The 20,517-nt window shown below is 51.6% G+C and carries 20 protein-coding genes; 5 read left to right on the top strand and 15 right to left on the bottom strand.

Annotation, left to right across the window (positions count from 1 at the left end):
* The first annotated feature begins 2 nt into the window (after positions 1–2).
* Both dxs and yajO read left to right on the top strand, forming a co-directional pair.
* Positions 3–1,865 carry a 1-deoxy-D-xylulose-5-phosphate synthase gene (gene dxs / locus K0335_RS13010; RefSeq protein WP_000006812.1) on the top strand — a complete coding sequence of 621 codons (1,863 nt, stop codon included), beginning with the start codon at positions 3–5 and terminating at the stop codon, positions 1,863–1,865.
* Between the two features lie 54 nt (positions 1,866–1,919).
* Positions 1,920–2,894: a 1-deoxyxylulose-5-phosphate synthase YajO gene (gene yajO, locus K0335_RS13005; RefSeq protein WP_104919316.1), complete on the top strand. Its 975-nt coding sequence runs from the start codon at positions 1,920–1,922 to the stop codon at positions 2,892–2,894.
* A gap of 53 nt (positions 2,895–2,947) precedes the next feature.
* Here yajO and pgpA read toward each other — a convergent pair whose 3' ends face one another.
* From pgpA to nrdR, 6 genes are all read right to left on the bottom strand, one after another.
* Positions 2,948–3,466, bottom strand: a complete 519-nt coding sequence (gene pgpA, locus K0335_RS13000; RefSeq protein WP_000154044.1) for a phosphatidylglycerophosphatase A — start codon at positions 3,464–3,466, stop codon at positions 2,948–2,950.
* Positions 3,444–4,421 carry a thiamine-phosphate kinase gene (gene thiL / locus K0335_RS12995; protein ID WP_000742084.1) on the bottom strand — a complete coding sequence of 326 codons (978 nt, stop codon included), beginning with the start codon at positions 4,419–4,421 and terminating at the stop codon, positions 3,444–3,446. Before thiL ends, pgpA begins: the two co-directional genes overlap by 23 nt.
* A 77-nt stretch (positions 4,422–4,498) precedes the next feature.
* Entirely contained in the window at positions 4,499–4,918 is a 420-nt protein-coding gene (nusB, locus tag K0335_RS12990; protein ID WP_000801130.1) for a transcription antitermination factor NusB, read from the bottom strand.
* Between the two features lie 19 nt (positions 4,919–4,937).
* Complete coding sequence (ribE, locus tag K0335_RS12985; protein ID WP_001021161.1) at positions 4,938–5,408, bottom strand: 6,7-dimethyl-8-ribityllumazine synthase; 471 nt, start codon at positions 5,406–5,408, stop codon at positions 4,938–4,940.
* Positions 5,409–5,495: 87 nt separating this feature from the next.
* The gene (gene ribD, locus K0335_RS12980) at positions 5,496–6,599 is read right to left on the bottom strand and encodes a bifunctional diaminohydroxyphosphoribosylaminopyrimidine deaminase/5-amino-6-(5-phosphoribosylamino)uracil reductase RibD (RefSeq protein WP_001150416.1); all 1,104 of its coding nucleotides are present in this window, start codon (positions 6,597–6,599) and stop codon (positions 5,496–5,498) included.
* Positions 6,600–6,602: 3 nt separating this feature from the next.
* The gene (gene nrdR / locus K0335_RS12975) at positions 6,603–7,052 is read right to left on the bottom strand and encodes a transcriptional regulator NrdR (RefSeq protein ID WP_000543537.1); all 450 of its coding nucleotides are present in this window, start codon (positions 7,050–7,052) and stop codon (positions 6,603–6,605) included.
* A 150-nt stretch (positions 7,053–7,202) separates the two neighbouring features.
* Between nrdR and K0335_RS12970 the strand changes: the two genes are divergently transcribed.
* A complete protein-coding gene (locus K0335_RS12970) occupies positions 7,203–7,745 on the top strand; it encodes a DUF3251 domain-containing protein (protein ID WP_001093511.1) in 543 nt (180 codons plus the stop codon).
* A gap of 297 nt (positions 7,746–8,042) precedes the next feature.
* Positions 8,043–8,927 carry a nucleoside-specific channel-forming protein Tsx gene (tsx, locus tag K0335_RS12965; RefSeq protein ID WP_219393855.1) on the top strand — a complete coding sequence of 295 codons (885 nt, stop codon included), beginning with the start codon at positions 8,043–8,045 and terminating at the stop codon, positions 8,925–8,927.
* Positions 8,928–8,964: 37 nt separating this feature from the next.
* Here the strand turns inward: tsx and yajD are convergent, their stop codons facing one another.
* The 6 genes from yajD to queA form a co-directional block, all read right to left on the bottom strand.
* Complete coding sequence (gene yajD / locus K0335_RS12960; RefSeq protein WP_000974824.1) at positions 8,965–9,312, bottom strand: HNH nuclease YajD; 348 nt, start codon at positions 9,310–9,312, stop codon at positions 8,965–8,967.
* 128 nt (positions 9,313–9,440) lie between these two features.
* A complete protein-coding gene (secF, locus tag K0335_RS12955; RefSeq protein WP_000046650.1) occupies positions 9,441–10,412 on the bottom strand; it encodes a protein translocase subunit SecF in 972 nt (323 codons plus the stop codon).
* A 10-nt stretch (positions 10,413–10,422) separates the two neighbouring features.
* The gene (secD, locus tag K0335_RS12950) at positions 10,423–12,270 is read right to left on the bottom strand and encodes a protein translocase subunit SecD (protein ID WP_000934815.1); all 1,848 of its coding nucleotides are present in this window, start codon (positions 12,268–12,270) and stop codon (positions 10,423–10,425) included.
* A 27-nt stretch (positions 12,271–12,297) separates the two neighbouring features.
* A complete protein-coding gene (gene yajC, locus K0335_RS12945) occupies positions 12,298–12,630 on the bottom strand; it encodes a preprotein translocase subunit YajC (protein ID WP_000007629.1) in 333 nt (110 codons plus the stop codon).
* 22 nt (positions 12,631–12,652) lie between these two features.
* A complete protein-coding gene (gene tgt, locus K0335_RS12940) occupies positions 12,653–13,780 on the bottom strand; it encodes a tRNA guanosine(34) transglycosylase Tgt (RefSeq protein ID WP_000667319.1) in 1,128 nt (375 codons plus the stop codon).
* A gap of 54 nt (positions 13,781–13,834) precedes the next feature.
* Positions 13,835–14,905, bottom strand: a complete 1,071-nt coding sequence (queA, locus tag K0335_RS12935) for a tRNA preQ1(34) S-adenosylmethionine ribosyltransferase-isomerase QueA (protein WP_001266495.1) — start codon at positions 14,903–14,905, stop codon at positions 13,835–13,837.
* 92 nt (positions 14,906–14,997) lie between these two features.
* Between queA and acpH the strand changes: the two genes are divergently transcribed.
* On the top strand, positions 14,998–15,579 hold the full coding sequence (gene acpH, locus K0335_RS12930) for an ACP phosphodiesterase (RefSeq protein ID WP_219393853.1): 582 nt from the start codon (positions 14,998–15,000) through the stop codon (positions 15,577–15,579).
* Positions 15,580–15,583: 4 nt separating this feature from the next.
* Here acpH and malZ read toward each other — a convergent pair whose 3' ends face one another.
* The 3 genes from malZ to brnQ form a co-directional block, all read right to left on the bottom strand.
* Entirely contained in the window at positions 15,584–17,401 is a 1,818-nt protein-coding gene (gene malZ / locus K0335_RS12925; RefSeq protein ID WP_219393851.1) for a maltodextrin glucosidase, read from the bottom strand.
* A gap of 154 nt (positions 17,402–17,555) precedes the next feature.
* Positions 17,556–18,929 (bottom strand): proline-specific permease ProY, encoded by a 1,374-nt coding sequence (gene proY, locus K0335_RS12920; protein WP_219393850.1) that lies wholly within the window; start codon positions 18,927–18,929, stop codon positions 17,556–17,558.
* Positions 18,930–19,005: 76 nt separating this feature from the next.
* A complete protein-coding gene (gene brnQ / locus K0335_RS12915; protein ID WP_000149050.1) occupies positions 19,006–20,325 on the bottom strand; it encodes a branched-chain amino acid transporter carrier protein BrnQ in 1,320 nt (439 codons plus the stop codon).
* Positions 20,326–20,517 lie beyond the last annotated feature (192 nt).

Below are 20,517 nucleotides of genomic sequence, written 5' to 3'. Positions count from 1 at the left end.
TGATGAGTTTTGATATTGCCAAATACCCGACCCTGGCACTGGTCGACTCCACCCAGGAGTTACGACTGTTGCCAAAAGAGAGTTTACCGAAACTCTGCGACGAACTGCGCCGCTATTTACTCGACAGCGTGAGCCGTTCCAGCGGGCACTTCGCCTCCGGGCTGGGCACGGTCGAACTGACCGTGGCGCTGCACTACGTCTATAACACCCCGTTTGACCAACTGATTTGGGATGTGGGGCATCAGGCTTATCCGCATAAAATTTTGACCGGACGCCGTGACAAAATAGGCACCATCCGTCAGAAAGGCGGACTGCACCCGTTCCCATGGCGCGGCGAAAGTGAATATGACGTATTAAGCGTCGGGCATTCATCAACCTCCATCAGTGCCGGAATTGGGATCGCAGTTGCTGCCGAGAAAGAAGGCAAAAATCGCCGCACCGTCTGTGTCATTGGCGATGGCGCGATTACCGCAGGCATGGCGTTTGAAGCGATGAACCACGCGGGCGATATCCGTCCCGATATGCTGGTGGTTCTCAACGATAATGAAATGTCGATTTCCGAAAATGTTGGCGCGCTCAACAACCATCTGGCGCAGCTGCTTTCCGGTAAGCTTTACTCTTCACTGCGCGAAGGCGGGAAAAAAGTATTCTCCGGCGTTCCGCCCATTAAAGAGCTGCTCAAACGTACCGAAGAACATATTAAAGGCATGGTAGTACCAGGCACGCTGTTTGAAGAGCTGGGCTTTAACTACATCGGCCCGGTTGACGGTCACGATGTGCTGGGGCTTATTACCACGCTTAAGAACATGCGCGACCTGAAAGGCCCGCAGTTCCTGCATATCATGACCAAAAAAGGTCGTGGTTACGAACCGGCAGAAAAAGATCCAATCACCTTCCACGCCGTACCTAAATTTGACCCCTCCAGCGGTTGCCTGCCGAAAAGCAGCGGCGGCCTGCCAAGCTATTCAAAAATTTTTGGCGACTGGTTGTGCGAAACCGCAGCAAAAGACAACAAGCTGATGGCGATTACCCCGGCGATGCGCGAAGGTTCAGGCATGGTCGAGTTTTCACGTAAATTCCCGGATCGCTATTTTGATGTAGCGATTGCCGAGCAACACGCGGTGACCTTTGCCGCCGGTCTGGCGATTGGTGGTTACAAACCGATCGTGGCAATTTATTCCACTTTCCTGCAACGTGCCTATGATCAGGTGCTGCATGACGTGGCGATTCAAAAGCTCCCGGTTCTGTTCGCCATTGACCGTGCGGGTATTGTCGGTGCTGACGGTCAAACCCATCAGGGCGCGTTTGATCTCTCTTACCTACGCTGCATTCCGGAAATGGTCATTATGACCCCGAGCGATGAAAACGAATGTCGCCAGATGCTCTATACCGGCTATCACTATAACGATGGCCCATCAGCGGTGCGCTACCCTCGCGGCAACGCTGTAGGCGTAGAACTGACGCCGCTGGAAAAGCTCCCGATTGGCAAAGGCATTGTGAAGCGTCGTGGCGAGAAACTGGCGATCCTCAACTTTGGTACGCTGATGCCGGAAGCAGCTAAAGTCGCAGAATCGCTGAACGCTACGCTGGTCGATATGCGTTTTGTGAAGCCGCTTGATGAAGCGTTAATTCTGGAAATGGCTGCCAGCCACGAGGCGCTGATCACCATTGAAGAAAACGCCATTATGGGCGGCGCAGGCAGCGGCGTGAACGAAGTGCTGATGGCCCATCGTAAACCAGTACCCGTGCTGAATATTGGCCTGCCGGACTTCTTTATTCCACAAGGAACGCAGGAAGAAATGCGCGCCGAACTCGGCCTCGATGCCGCCGGTATGGAAGCCAAAATCAAAGCCTGGCTGGCATAATCCCTACTCCACTCCTGCTATGCTTAAGAAATTATTCATGGCAGGAGTGGCAGCATGCAATACAACCACTTAGGAAAAACCGACCTTCGCATTTCCCGACTTTGCCTCGGCTGTATGACCTTTGGTGAGCCGGATCGCGGTAATCACGCATGGACACTGCCCGAAGAGAGCAGCCGTCCCATCATTAAACGCGCGCTGGAAGGCGGCATAAATTTCTTTGATACCGCCAATAGTTATTCTGACGGCAGCAGCGAAGAGATCGTCGGTCGTGCACTGCGGGACTTTGCCCGTCGTGAAGACGTGGTCGTTGCAACTAAAGTGTTCCATCGCGTTGGTGATTTGCCGGAAGGATTATCCCGTGCGCAAATTTTGCGCTCAATTGACGACAGCCTACGACGTCTCGGTATGGATTATGTCGATATCCTGCAAATTCATCGCTGGGATTACAACACGCCGATCGAAGAGACGCTGGAAGCCCTGAACGACGTGGTAAAAGCAGGGAAAGCGCGTTATATCGGCGCGTCATCCATGCACGCCTCGCAGTTTGCTCAGGCGCTGGAACTGCAAAAACAGCACGGCTGGGCGCAGTTTGTCAGTATGCAGGATCACTACAATCTGATTTATCGCGAAGAAGAACGAGAGATGCTGCCGCTGTGTTATCAGGAAGGCGTGGCGGTGATTCCGTGGAGTCCGCTGGCGCGGGGACGTCTGACGCGTCCGTGGGGAGAAACCACCGCGCGGCTGGTGTCGGATGAAGTGGGGAAAAATCTCTACCAAGAAAGCGATGAAAATGACGCGCAGATCGCAGAACGGTTAACAGGCGTCAGTGAAGAACTGGGGGCAACGCGAGCACAAGTCGCGCTGGCATGGTTGTTGAGCAAACCTGGCATTGCAGCACCAATTATCGGTACATCGCGGGAAGAACAACTTGATGAATTGCTGAACGCGGTGGATATCACCTTGAAGCCGGAACAGATTGCTGAACTGGAAACGCCGTATAAACCGCATCCGGTCGTAGGATTTAAATAGGAATCCAGGCCTGATGAGACGTGACAAGCGTCACATCAGGCATCGGTGCACAGCTACGACAGAATACCCAGCGGCCAGTGATGACCAATAAAGTACAGGATGCCTGCGGAAATCACCCCGGCGACGATATCATCTATCATGATCCCCATGCCGCCATGCACATTGCGATCAAACCAGCGGATCGGCCACGGTTTCCACATATCCAGAATACGGAAAATCACAAACCCGGCGGCGACCCACTGCCAGTCATTGGTCGGCAATGCCATGAGCGTGATCCACATGCCGATAAATTCGTCCCAGACAATGCTGCCGTGATCGTGCACACCCATATCTTTTGCGGTCTGATGACAAAGATAGACGCCAATACAGATCCCCAGCATGACTACCAGTGAATAGAGCTGCCAGGGCAAAAAGGTCATCAGATACCAGAAAGGGATCGCCGCCAGCGATCCCATCGTACCAGGAACAATCGGGCTTAATCCACTTCCGAATCCGACAGCAAGCAGATGCCACGGATTACTCATCTTCAGGCGACTTTTCGCGACATCTTTATGGCGTGGCAAAATGGTCATATCCTTTCCAGTCAAACGTGACAGGTTCGCCGTCACGGGTAAAATTGACGCCTTCCACATCTGCGCTCATCTGCCCGATACAGGTAAATGGTGCACCCAAATTTGCCAGTGCAACATCCAGTGCGCCACGATTCAGTTCTGGTACGGTGAAACATAATTCGTAATCTTCACCCCCCGAAATGGCCCAGCGTAACGCCTGTTCAGGATCAACATGACGCATCATCGCTTCAGACAATGGAAGAGCCTGAACATCGATACATGCTCCGCAGCCACTGGCATTAACAATATGGCCTAAGTCAGAAATCAGACCATCAGAAAGATCGATTGCCGCACTTGCCAGATCGCGTAACGCCTGCCCGTGTAAAATGCGTGGAGTAGGACGTAAATGGCGTTGTAACAGATAGTTAGCATCTTGCGCGTCAGAGAGAGTTAAGCGATTTTGTAAAATCGCCAGCCCGGCGGCGCTATCACCCGGTGTTCCCGTCACATAGATCCAGTCACCTGGCTTTGCGCCAGAACGAGTCAACGCACGCCCCATCGGCACATAACCGTGAATACCCAGCGTCATAGACAGCGGACCACGTGTGGTATCGCCACCAATCAGCTGCATATCATAATAATTCAGCTGATCAAACAGGCTATCACTAAATGCCTCCAGCCACGCTTCGTCAACTTCCGGTAGTGTCAATGCCAGCGTCAGCCAGGCTGGATCTGCGCCCATCGCCGCCAGATCACTTAGGTTTACAGCTAATGCTTTATATGCCAGATCGGCCGGATCGATATCTGCAAGGAAGTGGTTACCCGCGACCAGCGTATCAGTGCTGATTGCCAGGGTCTGTTTCTCGGGGATATTGAGAAGAGCGCAATCGTCGCCAATGCCCAACTCGACATCAAGACGAGAGCTTCTTACACGGTCAAAATAACGGGCAATCAGGGAGAACTCGCCACATGCCATACGTTATGCCTCAGCAGGTAAAAAAGAAAAGGCCGGGGAGTACGGATAAATTTTCCGCTACTCTACCGGCCTGGATATCACTTTTTGTTAGGGCGAATCACAGGTGCTGCTTTATCAAGTACGCCATTGACGAACTTATGGCTGTCTTCCGCACCGAACGTTTTTGCCAGTTCGATCGCTTCGTTAATCGCAACTTTGTACGGTACATCGCTGCGTTTTGACAGCTCGAACAGCGCGATGCGCAGTACCGCCTTCTCAACCTGCCCCAGTTCTTCAAGCAGGCGGGACAGATACGGCTTCATCAGTCCGTCGAGGTATGCGGTGTTAGTCGCCACCCCAGCCAGCAGCTCACGGAAGTACAGGACGTCAACATCTTTTACATCCTGTTCTGCCAGGAACTGGTATTCAACATCAGCGATGTCGTTCCTGGACAACTGCCAGGAGTAGAGTGCCTGGACGGCACACTCACGAGCGCGGCGACGAGCAGCAGGTTTCACGGATTTCCCCTTACTAATTTCAGGCCTTAATGGCTTTCAATACATTAATCATTTCAAGCGCGGTCAGTGCAGCTTCTGCACCTTTGTTGCCAGCTTTGGTGCCAGCACGTTCAATCGCTTGTTCAATGCTTTCAGTGGTCAGCACCCCAAAAGCAACCGGAATTTCACTGTCCTGGGCAACGTGTGCCAGGCCGTTGCTTGCACCACCAGCCACGTATTCAAAGTGGGCTGTACCACCACGAATAACCGTACCGAGCGCGATCACCGCGTCATATTTACCGGTTTTTGCCAGTGCACCTGCCGCCAGCGGCAGCTCATAAGCACCAGGCACCCAAACAACGGTAATGTTTTCATCTTTTACCTGCCCGATACGTTTCAGTGCGTCAATTGCACCTTCCAGCAGGCTGTCATTGATAAAGTTGTTGAAACGCGCAATGGTGATGGCGACGCGAGCGTCCGGGGTAGCAACGTTAGCTTCAATAATGTTCATTTTTTTCCTTCGGGTTCGATATAGCCCCGCAGGGGGGCGGATTTTAGCATAATATTTTGTGCGCTGCTTCCCTTTCGAGCCGGGAGATCATGCACCCACTAAATGCAGGCAAACATCCGGGCCTACATGACGTATCTCATTGAATTTAAAATGGGGCGCATCAGCTAATTTCTCAAGCCCTGGCAGCGTACATAATCCACGAGCGTCGCTGCCTAATAGTTTAGGCGCGATATAGACAATCAGCTCATCGACTAAACCTGCCTGTAGTAGTGCCCCTGCCAGTGTTGGCCCCGCTTCAACCCATATGCTGTTAATCTGCTGTTTACCCAGCTGCATCATGAGCAGCACCAAATCCAGATGTCCGTTATGTTCTGGGATGAGCAAACTACGCACTGTCTCCGGCCATTCTCGAGAATCTTCCTGTGTACGCGCAAACCAGGTTTCGCCAGGCTGCTGCACGATGCGATGTTCAGGCGTCACGCGATTTTGGCTATCAATGACAATACGTACCGGCTGGCGTAGATTTTGTTGCGGATAAAGGGCCTGAGTTTGTTCATCCAGTTCAGACCAACGCACCGTTAAGGCCGGATCGTCCGCCAGTACCGTAGCGCTACTGGTTAAAATGGCATGACTTTGCGCGCGCAGACGTTGTACATCACGCCGCGCCTGAGGTGAAGTGATCCACTGGCTCTCACCGCTCGCCATCGCCGTGCGACCATCAAGCGATGCGCCAAGTTTCAACTGGATATAAGGAAAGCCGGTACGCATGCGTTTGAGAAAGCCTTTATTCAATTGCTCGGCTTCACTCATCATCAGGCCGTGGCTGACGTCAATACCCGCTTGTTGCAGGCGATATAGCCCTCGCCCGGCTACCTGTGGGTTAGGATCTTGCATCGAGGCAACCACGCGAGCCACACCTGCGGCAATTAATGCATCACAGCAAGGCGGCGTACGGCCGTGATGGCTGCAAGGTTCGAGTGTCACATACGCAGTCGCTCCTTTGGCTTTCTCTCCAGCCATACGCAGCGCATGTACTTCGGCGTGTGGTTCACCAGCACGGTGATGGTAACCTTCACCGACGATTTCGCCATCTTTCACAATGACACACCCAACATTCGGGTTCGGATGAGTGGTAAAACGCCCCCGCTGCGCCAGCTTAAGCGCCCGCGCCATGTAATACTCGTCCTGCACGGTTTAATCCTCCAGGCGCGCGATCTCTTCGCCAAATTCTTTGATATCTTCAAAACTGCGATAAACGGAAGCAAAACGGATATAGGCGACTTTATCGAGCTTTTTCAATTGCTCCATTACCAGATTGCCGATCATTTTGCTGGGTACTTCGCGTTCTCCGGTGGCACGCAGCTGCGATTTAATATGGCTGATCGCCATTTCGACGTCATCGGAACTTACCGGACGTTTTTCCAGCGCTCGCAGCATTCCGCTACGTAATTTCTCTTCATTAAACGGTTCACGCACGTCGTTGCTTTTTACAACACGTGGCATAACCAGTTCCGCCACTTCAAAGGTGGTGAAACGTTCATTACACACCAGACACTGCCGACGGCGGCGTACGGATGAGCCCTCGCCCACGAGACGAGAGTCAATCACCTTAGTGTCCACGGCGAAACAGAATGGGCAATGCATACGGCGTCCTGACCAGGTGGTTAACAGAAATCTATTTTACCCTGAACTGGCGATACAACAAAGGCGCAACGCTTTTGAGACAAAGGATCGATGTTTTTGCTGCTTTTACGCTCTACCATTACGCTAATTGCGATGAGAAAGGGACACCCCATGAACACCAAAGTTTGTTTACGACTGCTCCTGCTGGGAAGCTTGTTTAGCCTTAGCGCCTGCGTGCAGCAAAGCGAAGTACGCCAGATGAAGCACAGCGTCAGCACACTCAATAAAGAGATGACGCAACTGAATGAAGAAACCATCAAAATCACCCAGCAAAATAAGCTGAATGCGAAATCACAGAGTGGCGTTTATCTGCTGCCGGGGTCAAATACCCCTGCCCGACTGGAAAGCCAGATTGGCACTCTCCGTATGTCACTGATGAATATTTCACCTGCTACTAACGGCACAGCATTAACATTGCGTATTCAAGGCGAATCCAGTGATCCATTACCTGCGTTCAGTGGCACATTTGAATATGGGCAAATTCAGGGAACAACTGAAAATTTTCAGGAAGTGAACGTGCAAAACCAGTTGATCAACGCTCCGGCTAGTATTCTTGCTCCCAGTGACGTTGACATCCCTCTGCAACTGAACGGTATTTCCCCTGATCAGTTAGGTTTTGTTCGTATTCACGATATCCAGCCTGTCTCGCCATAGCATTCCGATGGGGAGTTTGTTCTCCCCACAACACCAAACCTGCCATTTTTGTTACTCCTCTTACATCACCAAAATGTTTAGTTAAGAGTGGAAACATTCACGGAAATAAGTACAATCCCCGCCCGAATGTGCGCAAACGTGAACGCAATCGATTACGCACATGATAGAACTGTGAAACATGACATATTTTTGTGAGCAATGATTTCTATAATAGGCACCGCAGAAATATGAAATTTTAACAAACGCGTTTTGCGCCTTTTTCACTCCCGCAAGGGATTTTCAATCAGTGGCATACTCATGAAAAAAACGTTACTTGCAGCCGGTGCAGTACTGGCGCTCTCGACATCTTTTACTGTAAACGCAGCGGAAAACGACCAGCCCCAGTATCTGTCCGACTGGTGGCATCAGAGCGTTAACGTGGTAGGCAGCTACCATACTCGCTTTGGACCGCAGATCCGTAACGATACCTATCTGGAATATGAAGCATTTGCCAAGAAAGATTGGTTTGATTTCTATGGCTATGTCGATGCACCCGTCTTCTTTGGTGGGAACACCGATGCAAAAGGTATCTGGAACCACGGTTCTCCGCTGTTTATGGAAATCGAACCGCGCTTCTCTATCGACAAACTGACTAATACCGACCTGAGCTTTGGCCCGTTCAAAGAGTGGTACTTCGCAAACAACTACATTTACGACATGGGTCGTAACAAAGATGGTCGCCAGAGCACCTGGTATATGGGTCTGGGCACTGACATCGATACAGGTCTGCCGATGAGCCTGTCCATGAACGTCTATGCGAAATACCAGTGGCAGAACTACGGCGCAGCGAACGAAAACGAGTGGGACGGTTACCGTTTCAAAGTGAAGTACTTTGTGCCGATTACCGATCTGTGGGGTGGCCAGTTGAGCTACATCGGCTTCACCAACTTCGACTGGGGTTCCGACCTGGGCGATGACAGCGGTGATGTGAACAACGGTATTAAAACACGTACCAATAACTCTATTGCGTCCAGCCATATTCTGGCGCTGAACTACGATCACTGGCACTACTCTGTCGTTGCCCGTTACTGGCATAACGGTGGTCAGTGGAATGACGATGCAGAACTCAACTTTGGTAAAGGCGACTTTAATGTTCGCTCTACCGGTTGGGGTGGTTACCTGGTGGTAGGTTACAACTTCTGATTGTGAGAATGCCGGATTTCATATCCGGCATTTTTTATCACTTCTTCTTGTTCATCATCGCTTTCAGGTCAGCGAACGGATTATAGGTCGCTTCACCGACATCTTTCTGCGCATCTTCCCCTGCGATAACCGTCGTACCATACTGATCTGCTTCGGTATATTTTGAATGCTCGTGATCGTGACAATAAAGGCACAATAACTCCCAGTTGCTGCCATCTTCCGGGTTATTGGTATGATCGTGATCGATATGGTGAACAGTAAGTTCACGCAGGTTGGAGTAGACAAACTCGCGGGAACAGCGACCGCAGACCCACGGATAGAGTTTCAGCGCTTTTTCGCGATAGCCGCTTTCTAAACGCGCATAGTTTTTCGGGATGATAGCCATGAAAAGTTACCTGGATAAAATGTAGGGTTACGCGCAGTTTCCCAAGATGCGGGGGTTTTCGCAATCACCATACATCAAAAAAAATCCCGATCTTCTGACCGGGATTTTCAACATCAGCTGAAACTTGATTAAGGCAGAATTGACGGCTGATCCGCCCCTTCTTTTTCCACTTTCTGCTGCAACATATGTTCGCGCTTCATACCCAGTTTCAGGGCCAGCGCTGATGCTACATAGATAGAAGATGCAGTACCGATGGAAACACCAATCAGCATGGTCAGCGAGAAGCCTTCCAGCACCGGACCACCGAAGAGATACAGCATCAGGATAACCATTAAGGTTGTACCAGATGTGATCAACGTACGGTGTAACGTCTGAGTCAGTGACACGTTAAAGATTTCGTAAGATGTACCGCGACGGATCTTGCGGAAGTTTTCACGAATACGGTCACATACCACGATACTGTCGTTAAGCGAGTAACCGATAACCGACATCAGTGATGCCACAATGGTCAGGTCAACCTCGATATGGAATAACGACAAGATACCCAGCGTAATGATCACGTCGTGCGCCAGTGCGATAACCACCCCTGCCGCCAGTCGCCATTCAAAACGGAAACCAACGTATACGAGGATAGATAACAACGCGGCCATCAGCGCCATCGCACCTGTTTGTGCCAGGTCGGCACCCACGCTCGGACCGACGAACTCAATACGCTTCACTGCTGCGTGCTGGTCAGTTGCTTCGTTAATAACAGTAACGACCTTACTACCCAGCACCTGACCGCCGGTTTCACCTTCAGCAGGCGGCATACGGACCATGATGTCATGGCTGCTGCCAAAGTTTTGCAGTTGTGGCTCTTCAAAACCCGCTTTCTGCAATGCGTCACGCATGACGTCAATTTCAACCGGTTTTTCGAGCGTAATTTCGATAACCGTACCACCGGTAAAATCCAGCCCCCAGTTAAAACCGCGTACGCCCATGATGATTATGGACGCCACCAGCAAAAGGCCGGAGATGCCGAAAGCCCAGTAATCCCAGCGCATAAAGTCATAGACTTTACGGCCATGATTTAGTTGTTCAACAGTATATTCCTGTGCCACATCGCACTCCTCAGATTGACAGCTTCTTGACGCGTTTGCCGCCATATAGCAGGTTTACGATGGCGCGAGTACCGACAATCGCAGTAAACATCGACGTCGCCACACCGATACCGGTAGTAATCGCGAACCCTTTAATTGCCCCGGTACCCACTGCGTACAGGATGATGACTTTAATCAGCGTGGTGATGTTCGCATCGAAGATGGAACTGAATGCACCGCGATAACCTTCATCAATTGCCTGTTGAACAGAACGTCCGTTGCTCAACTCTTCTTTGATACGTTCGTTGATCAGTACGTTCGCATCGACTGCCACCGCAAGGGTTAAGACGATACCTGCGATACCCGGCATACTCAGCGTTGCACCAGGCAACAGTGACATAATGCCGACAATCAAGATCAAGTTAGCAACCAGAGCACTGGTCGCAATCAGACCGAACTTCTTGTAGAAGAGGATCATAAACAGAATAGAAACTAGCAGGCCAGCCAGACACGCTTCCAGCCCCTGTTCGATGTTCTGCATACCCAGAGTCGGGCCAATGGTACGTTCTTCAACAATCTGAATCGGCGCAATCAACGCACCGGCACGAAGCAGGAGCGACAGCTGACGCGCTTCGTTCGGGTTATTAATACCAGTGATACGGAAGCTGTTACCCAGACGAGACTGGATGTTAGCGATGTTTATCACCTCTTCCTGTTTCACCAGAACCGCACGACCGTTTGCATCTTTCTTACCGCTGTCTTTGTACTCCACAAACAGGGTCGCCATCGGTTTGCCGATGTTGTCCTTAGTGAAGTTAGACATGATGTTACCACCTGCGCTATCGAGCGAGATGTTAACCTGCGGCTGGTTGTATTCGTCCTGGCTTGAAGTGGAGTCGGTAATATGGTCACCGGTCAGAATCACGCGTTTGTACAGCACTACCGGCTGACCTTCGCGAGTCTGTTTCACTTCTGAGTCACCCGGTACGCGGCCAGACGCAGCAGCGGCCTGATCAACGTTGGTGTTTACCAGACGGAATTCCAGCGTTGCCGTCGCCCCCAGAATCTCTTTCGCACGCGCAGTGTCCTGGATACCAGGCAGTTCTACAACGATGCGGTCAGCCCCCTGACGTTGTACCACCGGTTCAGCCACACCAAGTTGGTTAACACGGTTACGCAGGATATTGATGTTCTGCTGCACCGCATACTCGCGGGCTTCACTCAGACGCGCATCGGTCATTACGGCACGCAGAGCATTATCGCCCTGACTGGAGATGACTAAATCCTGATGGCGTGGAGACAAGTAAGAGATAGCTTCATCACGTGCTTTGCTATCACGGAAAGTGATAGTCAGTGCGTAATTTTTATCTTTACGAACGGTGGTGTATGGGATGCCCTTTTCGCGCAGGTCGCTGCGCAGGCTATCGATATTTTGTTCCTGGAGTTTGCCAAGCGCGGTGTCCATATCCACTTCCATCAGAAAGTGAACGCCGCCACGCAAATCGAGACCAAGCTTCATTGGCTCAGCGTGAATAGCTGCCAGCCAGCGTGGCGTTGCCGGAGCAAGGTTAAGCGCCACGACGTACTTATCACCCAGAATATCCAGCAACGCTTCACGAGCGCGCAGTTGGGTGTCAGTGGAGTCGAAGCGCGCAAGAATAGCGCCCTCTTCCAGTGCCACAGACTTAGCAGTTATTTTTTCTTCTTGTAACGTTTTCTGGACCTGGATCAGCGTTTGCTCACTGGCGGCGACTCCGCGCGCGCCAGTGATCTGAACAGCCGGATCCTCACCAAACAGGTTGGGAAGCGCATACAGCAGACCGATGACAATCACCACGATCAGCATGACGTACTTCCACAAAGGATAACGGTTTAACACGGCAATTCCCTTAGGGAAAAATTTTAATTACAGCGCCTTCATGGTGCCTTTCGGCAGAACGGCAGCTACGAAGTCACGTTTAATAACTACTTCAGTGGTGTCATTCAGCGCGATAGCAATGTAGCCGTTTTCCGCTACTTTGGTTACGCGACCGACCAGGCCACCGTTCGTCAGAACTTCATCACCTTTGGCAATGGAGTCCATCAGCTTTTTGTGTTCTTTGGTGCGCTTCTGCTGTGGACGCAGGATCATGAAATAGAAAATCAGACCGAATACCACCAGCATCAAAATCAAAGACATCGGGCTACCTTGTGCCGGTGCACCCGTTGCCGCTACCGCATCAGAAATAAAAAAGCTCATTAAATTTCCCTCATTATTAATATTAATCAACGTTCAAAGGTGGTACTTCTCGCCCCTGACGCTGGTAAAAATCAGTTACGAAGCTCTCTAATTTACCCTCTTCAATAGCCTTGCGTAAACCCGCCATCAAACGCTGGTAGTAACGAAGGTTATGAATAGTATTGAGTCGCGCGCCTAATATTTCGTTGCAACGGTCGAGATGATGCAAGTAAGCGCGTGAATAATTGCGACAGGTGTAGCAATCACACTCAGGATCGAGTGGGCCAGTATCGCTCTTATACTTCGCATTGCGGATTTTCACCACGCCATCGGTCACGAACAAATGACCATTTCGGGCGTTGCGGGTTGGCATTACGCAGTCAAACATATCGATACCGCGACGCACGCCTTCAACCAGATCTTCCGGTTTACCAACGCCCATCAGGTAACGCGGTTTGTCTGCCGGAATTTGCGGACACACATGCTCCAGAATACGGTGCATATCTGCTTTCGGCTCACCCACAGCCAGACCGCCGACAGCGTAGCCATCAAAACCGATATCTACCAGACCTTTAACAGAAATATCACGTAAATCTTCGTAAACGCTGCCCTGAATGATACCAAACAGCGCATTTTTGTTTCCGAGACTGTCAAAACGCTCACGGCTACGCTTCGCCCAACGCAGAGACATCTCCATCGAGCGTTTTGCGTAATCCCAGTCAGCAGGATACGGCGTACACTCATCAAAGATCATGACGATATCCGAACCAAGATCGTACTGAATCTCCATCGACTTTTCCGGGTCGAGGAAAATCGGATCGCCGTTGATCGGGTTACGGAAGTGAACGCCCTGTTCGGTGATTTTACGAATATCGCCAAGGCTGAAGACCTGGAAGCCGCCGGAGTCGGTAAGAATCGGGCCTTTCCACTGCATAAAATCGTGCAGATCGCCATGCAGTTTCATGATTTCCTGGCCCGGGCGCAGCCACAGGTGGAAGGTGTTACCGAGAATAATTTGTGCGCCAGTGGCTTCAACTTCTTCCGGCGTCATCCCTTTTACGGTGCCGTAGGTGCCAACAGGCATAAAGCAAGGCGTTTCCACTACGCCACGATCAAAGACCAGGCGGCCACGGCGTGCGCGACCGTCGGTGGTGTCCAGTTCAAATTTCATTTTTTCTCCACTACGTCAGAAAAACAGTCCAACGTTTAAACCAGCGCCGCGGAATTACTCCCCGACGCGCTCATTAATTGCCTGCGGATTGTACGTGATAAACATCGCATCACCGTAACTAAAAAAGCGATATTTCTCTTCTACCGCCGCTTTATAGGCGTTCATAGTGTGTTGATAGCCGGCAAATGCCGAAACCAGCATAATCAGCGTCGATTCAGGAAGGTGGAAGTTCGTCACCAGCGCATCGACCACTTTGTACTGGAAGCCCGGATAGATAAAGATTTGGGTATCGTCAAAGAACGGTTCGATGAGATCGTTTTTCGCCGCCTGGGCCGCGCTTTCCAGCGAACGTACCGAGGTGGTGCCAACCGCAATCACCCGATTACCGCGTGCTTTTGTTGCCAGTACCGCGTCTACCACATCCTGCGGCACTTCAGCGTATTCTGAGTGCATGATGTGATCTTCAATGGTGTCGACGCGCACCGGCTGGAAAGTACCCGCACCAACGTGCAGAGTTACGAACGCCATCTCCACGCCTTTGGCGCGCAATTTTTCCAGCAAAGGTTCGTCAAAATGCAGCCCGGCAGTCGGGGCCGCTACCGCGCCCGGTTTTTCACTATAAACTGTTTGATAAAGTTCGCGGTCTGCATCTTCGTCCGGACGGTCGATGTACGGCGGCAGCGGCATGTGGCCGATGCTGTTGAGGATATCCAGTACAGAACGATCATCATTAAATTCGACTTCAAACAGTGCGCCGTGGCGAGCGGTCATTGTTGCGTTGATACTTTCGTCATCGCCCAGCAGCAGCTCTGCGCCCGGTTTTGGCGCTTTCGAGGCGCGAATATGCGCAAGAATGCGTTTGTCGTCGAGCATACGCTCAACCAGCACTTCAATCTTGCCGCCGCTGGCTTTACGCCCAAACAGACGCGCCGGGATCACGCGGGTATTATTAAAAACCAGAAGATCGCCGGGGTTGAGCTTATCGAGTAAATCGGTGAAAGTACCGTGCGTCAGCGCGCCCGTCGGCCCGTCCAGCGACAGTAAACGACAGCTACTGCGTTCAGGCATTGGATAGTGGGCAATCAGGGATTCGGGCAATTCAAAGGAGAAATCGGTAACGCGCATGACACTGACTCAGACTAAAATAAGAGGCGGGTAGTCTAGTGCCGGGGCGCTCTCCCTGCAACCTTTACCCCCCTTTGGATAGAATATAATCGATGAATTTTTTAGCTCACCTGCATCTAGCCCATCTCGCGGAAAGTTCGCTTTCCGGTAATTTACTGGCTGATTTCGTACGCGGAAATCCTGAAGAAAGTTTTCCGCCCGACGTCGTGGCTGGCATTCATATGCATCGACGTATCGACGTATTGACTGACAATCAGCCGGAAGTCCGCGAAGCACGGGAATGGTTTCGTAGTGAAACTCGCCGCGTTGCGCCTATTACGCTGGATGTCATGTGGGATCACTTTCTTTCCCGCCACTGGTCGCAGCTGTCGCCGGACTTTCCGCTACAGGAATTTACCTGTTATGCCCGTGAGCAAGTGATGACTATTCTTCCAGACTCACCGCCACGCTTTATCAATCTGAACAACTACTTATGGTCTGAGCAATGGCTGGTTCGCTATCGCGATATGGATTTCATCCAGAACGTGTTAAACGGCATGGCAAGCCGTCGCCCACGTCTGGATGCCCTGCGTGACTCCTGGTACGATTTAGACACCCATTACGACGCCCTGGAAACCCGCTTCTGGCAGTTTTATCCGCGGATGATGGCGCAGGCGTCACGCAAGGCGTTATAAGAGGTTAATTCATCCACACCGTAGCCGAAATGGCAGACAAAGCCAGAATCCCGTCCGTCAGTTGCCCATGCCCCTCCTTGCGTTGCCATTGCGCGACATTGAGTAACGGCGACGCGGGTAACACCACTTCACAGGCTTCGCCACGGTTGATAGCCACCAGCACACGCTGCTGATTCAGCACGCGAACAAATACCACTACGTTATCTTCCGCATATACCACCTGGCAGCCACCACGACGCAGCGCATGGCTTTTCTTACGTAGCGCAATCATTCGCTGGTACAGCGCGAATAATGCCGTATCCTGTTTATCCGCCTGCCAGGGGAACGGTTTACGGCAAAACGGATCGTTTTTGCCATCCACCCCCACTTCATCACCGTAATAAATACACGGTATGCCAGGCCAGGTAAGAAACCAGACCACCGCCAGCGGCAGACGCGCGACATCCCGACCGAGAAGTGTTTTAAATCGCGCAGTATCGTGGCTATCGAGCTGATTAAACATGCGCAATTGCTGTTGATGAGAAAGCCCTGCGCGGTAATTATCCATCCAGGCCATACAGGTTTGGGCGTCAATTTGCTGCGGATCATAAGAGATATCGGTGTTGGCGAGAAATCCCCACAACGGGAATGTGAAGCCGCGATAGTTCATGGCGGCATCTTCCACATCGGCCTGTAGCCATTGCCGTGCATCGCCAAAATGTTCGCCGACTATATACGCTTCCGGTTGGGTTTCTTTCGCCGCTTCGGTGATCCCGGCGATGTGCTGCAAATTATTGCGCGCCCCGCCCGCTTCACCCAGCATATGCGCCACATCCAGCCGCCAGCCGTCCATATGCCACGGCGCTTTCAGCCAGTGGCGGACAATGCTGTCTTCCCCGCGATAAATTTCATTCACCAGACTTTCCGACTGATAATCCAGCTTTGGCAAGCTGGCATAGCCCAGCCAGTCGAGCGCCGTGCCATCATCGCTAAATGAGTACCAGTCACGCCAGGGCGATTCGGGGTTGTGACAAGCGCCACCTGTCCCACGATTATGTCGGTCAAACCAGGCATGGGAATCGCCACTGTGGTTAAACACGCCATCCAGCACCAGCCGCATTCCCAGCTGCTGCGTATTGTATCGCAAACGCAGCAACGCTCCGTCGCCACCAAACTGCGGATCGACATGGCGATAATCCTCGGTATCGTATTTATGTACGCTGGGGGCTTTAAACACCGGATTAAGATACAGCGCCGTCACGCCGAGCTTTTTCAGATACGGCAGTTTTTCGCTGATACCATCCAGATCACCGCCATAGAACGTTGATCCGCCCGCCTGCGCCGTGACCGGCTCATCCCAGTCACGCAAGATGATCTCTTGTCCGGCTGCGTGATGGTAATAGATATGATCCTGTTCAGCTTCGCGAGGAAGACTACGGGCGAAACGATCAGGGAAGATCTGATAAAAAATCTGATCCGCTACCCATTGTGGGCCGATATCCGGGACATCGACGGCAAACTGCTCCAGTCGTGCTGGCGGCATTCGGCTGAAGCCCTGCGGTGTAAACCAACGCTGGTGATCGTGCCACAATAATTTGAAGCTATAGCGCCGCCGGGGTTGCCCAATGGAAATATCGATGGCCGCCCGCCATGCCGTGACACCAGGCTGGGGCTGACTGCGCTGCTTATGCATCGGTACTGACGTTTCTTCGTTATCGTTTTCTGTACGTAGCATAATCCGCTGCGGTGGCTCTTCGCCTGTCAGCCACAGTGTAATGAGTAGTTGATCTTTGCTTTGTTTAACAAATGGGGGCACCGGCAGGTGCCATGCATTTAACATCATAATTCCCCTGTGATGAAAATCTGATCACCTTGCCATAGCCTAATGCAGGATCACTCATCATCTGAAGGATATTTGGGGGAGGAGGACGGGGGCGGATAACTTTCGGAATAGCCGGATCAGGGCTTGCCTTGATCCGGCTTACAGAACGCAAGGATTACTGGTTTTCAGCCAGCTGACGATCGTGGCGGCGTTTAAACATCCAGCCAATCAACAGCAAGACAATCCACGCGAAACCAACGTACAGCGAGATACGTGTGTCCGGATGATAACCAATCAATCCGATAATAAAGAGCAGGAAAATCAAACCGCCGATGGTCGTTGCTACCCCACCTGGTACTTTAAATTTCAGTGCCTTCACTTCTTCTGGCGGCAAACGGCGACGGAAAGCAATTTGCGACAGCAGGATCATAATCCATACCCACACCGTGGCGAAGGTTGCCAGCGAAGCGATCACCAGGAAGACATTTTCCGGCATGATGTAGTTCAGATATACCGCAAACAATAGCGCGGTAGTCATCACCAGCACCGTGACCCACGGAATGCCGCGACGCGAGGTTTTGCTGAAAATTTTCGGCGCGCTACCCTGCTCTGCCATGCCGTGGAGCATACGACCTACGCCAAATACGTCACTGTTAATTGCTGACAGCGAAGCGGTCAGCACAACAAAGTTAAGAATGCTGGCGGCAAAGGTAATGCCCATATGCTGGAACGTCAGCACGAACGGGCTACCGGCAGTGCCAACCTGATTCCACGGATAGATAGACATAATGACGAACAGCGTACCGACGTAGAACACCAGAATACGCATCGGCACGGAGTTAATCGCACGCGGAATCGATTTCTCAGGATCTTTCGCTTCCCCGGCGGTAATACCGATAATTTCGATCCCGCCGTAAGCAAACATTACCATTTGCAGCGACATCACCATGCCAAGCCAGCCGTTACTGAAGAAGCCGCCGTTGCTCCAAAGATTATGGATACCGGTCGGTTGCCCGCCGTTGCCAATCCCCCAGATGATGATGCCGAAACCGACGACAATCATGATGATGATGGTGGCGACTTTAAAGAACGAGAACCAGAACTCAAGCTCACCAAATACCTTCACGCTCATCAGGTTTACGGCGCAAATGATCAGCACCACGCTCAGTACCCAAATCCAGTGCGGCACCGTCGGGAACCAGACGCCCATATAGATACCGAACGCGGTCACATCGGCGATGGCGACAATAAGGATTTCAAAGCAGTAGGTCCAGCCAGTGATATAACCCGCCAGCGGGCCGAGGTTTTCCTGTGCATAACGAGAGAAGGAGCTTGCAGCCGGGTTGTGAACAGACATTTCTCCCAGTGCACGCATAATAATATATGCAGCTACCCCGCCGATAATATAAGCCAGTAGTACGCTGGGACCGGCCATTTTGATGGCATCGGCTGAACCGTAAAACAAACCGGTGCCGATTGCTGAACCCAGTGCCATAAAGCGAATATGCCGGGTACTGAGCCCACGCTTTAGCTTGTTGTTACTTTCCATCGATTCCTAACCCATCAACACAATAAAAAACCACGGGGCATCGCAGCCCCGTGGTCAAAAACACATTGTCAGTGATTTAGTGAGCGCTGGAGGTCACCTGACGCCCTGCTGCACGATCCCAGATAATGGCCAGAACAACCATCACCACTGTTGGAATTAACCACGCCAACCCTTGTTCTGCCAGCGGCAGACGCTGCACCCAGGCAGGTAATACATCACCGATTGCCGAGGCTTTAATGCCGTCAAGGATACCAAAAACCAGGCTGATAAACATAGGCGGTGCAATTACGCGGGTGGAATTATGCCACCAGGAGCGGGTGAAGCTTAATACAACCAGTGCGATACATGGCGGATAAATTGCTGTCAGCACTGGAACAGAGATCTGAATCAGCTGGCTCAAACCGAGGTTAGATACCACCATCGAGAAACCGCCAAGGATAAACACCAGTGTCCGGTAAGAGAGCGGTAAATATTGAGCGAAAAACTCTGCACAAGCACACGTCAGGCCAACCGCCGTCACCAGGCAGGCGATAAAGATTAACGCCGCCAGCAGGAAGCTACCGCCGCCGCCAAAGGTGTGCTGAACGTAGGCATGCAGAATAGCCGCACCGTTTGCAGACTGATCGACCAGCGACGCGCTGTCTGAACCCAAACGGAACAACGCCAGATACAGCAGTGTCAGACCAACACCCGCCATCAGACCAGCCCAAACGGTGTAACGAGTCAACAAACGTGCTTCGGATACGCCACGAGAACGTGCTGCATTAACAATAACGATACCAAACACCATCGCGCCCAGCGTATCCATGGTCAGATAGCCGTTAACGAAGCCGTTAGAAAACGCGGCGTTTTGATAAGCCTCAGTCGCCGTGCTGATAGAGCCCGCCGGCCAGACAATTGCGGCAACAGACAGGATGACCAGCGCGATAATTTTCAGCGGCGCAAGGAAGTTGCCAACCGTGTCCAGGAGTTTACCCGGATAAAGCGAAACCAGAATCACGATAGCAAAGTAAATCAGGCTGTAGATAAATAATGGCAGCGGTGAGTTACCCGTCAGCGGAGCAATACCCACTTCAAAGGAGACCGTTGCGGTACGCGGGGTAGCAAACAGCGGACCAACAGCCAGATAACATACTGTTGCCAGCAAAACGCCAGCTACTTTACCGATGGGCGAACTCAGACTATCGATACCGCCACCAACTTTTGCCAGTGCGACAACTGTCAATACCGGAAGACCGACAGCAGTAATAAGGAAACCGAAAGCGGCAGTCCAGACATGTTCGCCAGCCTGCAGGCCAACCATTGGAGGGAAAATGATGTTACCTGCGCCAACAAACAACGCAAATGTCATAAATCCCAATGCGATGATATCGCGTGATCTTAACTTATGGGTCATAAAATCTTACTGCCTGTGGATGTGGTGTTGATACGTAAATTCATGCTTTACCAACGGGATGATAGTGCAGCATTTTTAATCAATTATAGCGGGATATGCTCCCGGACTGGCGAGATGAAGAATTGTTTTTCGGTTTACCGCCAGAATGCAGTCGCTATGACAGCACATGAGGCGCAATTTAAACGCTTATAA

This window comes from Escherichia sp. GZ89 (assembly GCF_019366485.1).
Classification (GTDB): domain Bacteria; phylum Pseudomonadota; class Gammaproteobacteria; order Enterobacterales; family Enterobacteriaceae; genus Escherichia; species Escherichia fergusonii.
The sequence above is the reverse complement of the archived record's forward strand: the minus strand, read 5'-3'. Positions and strand labels throughout refer to the sequence as shown.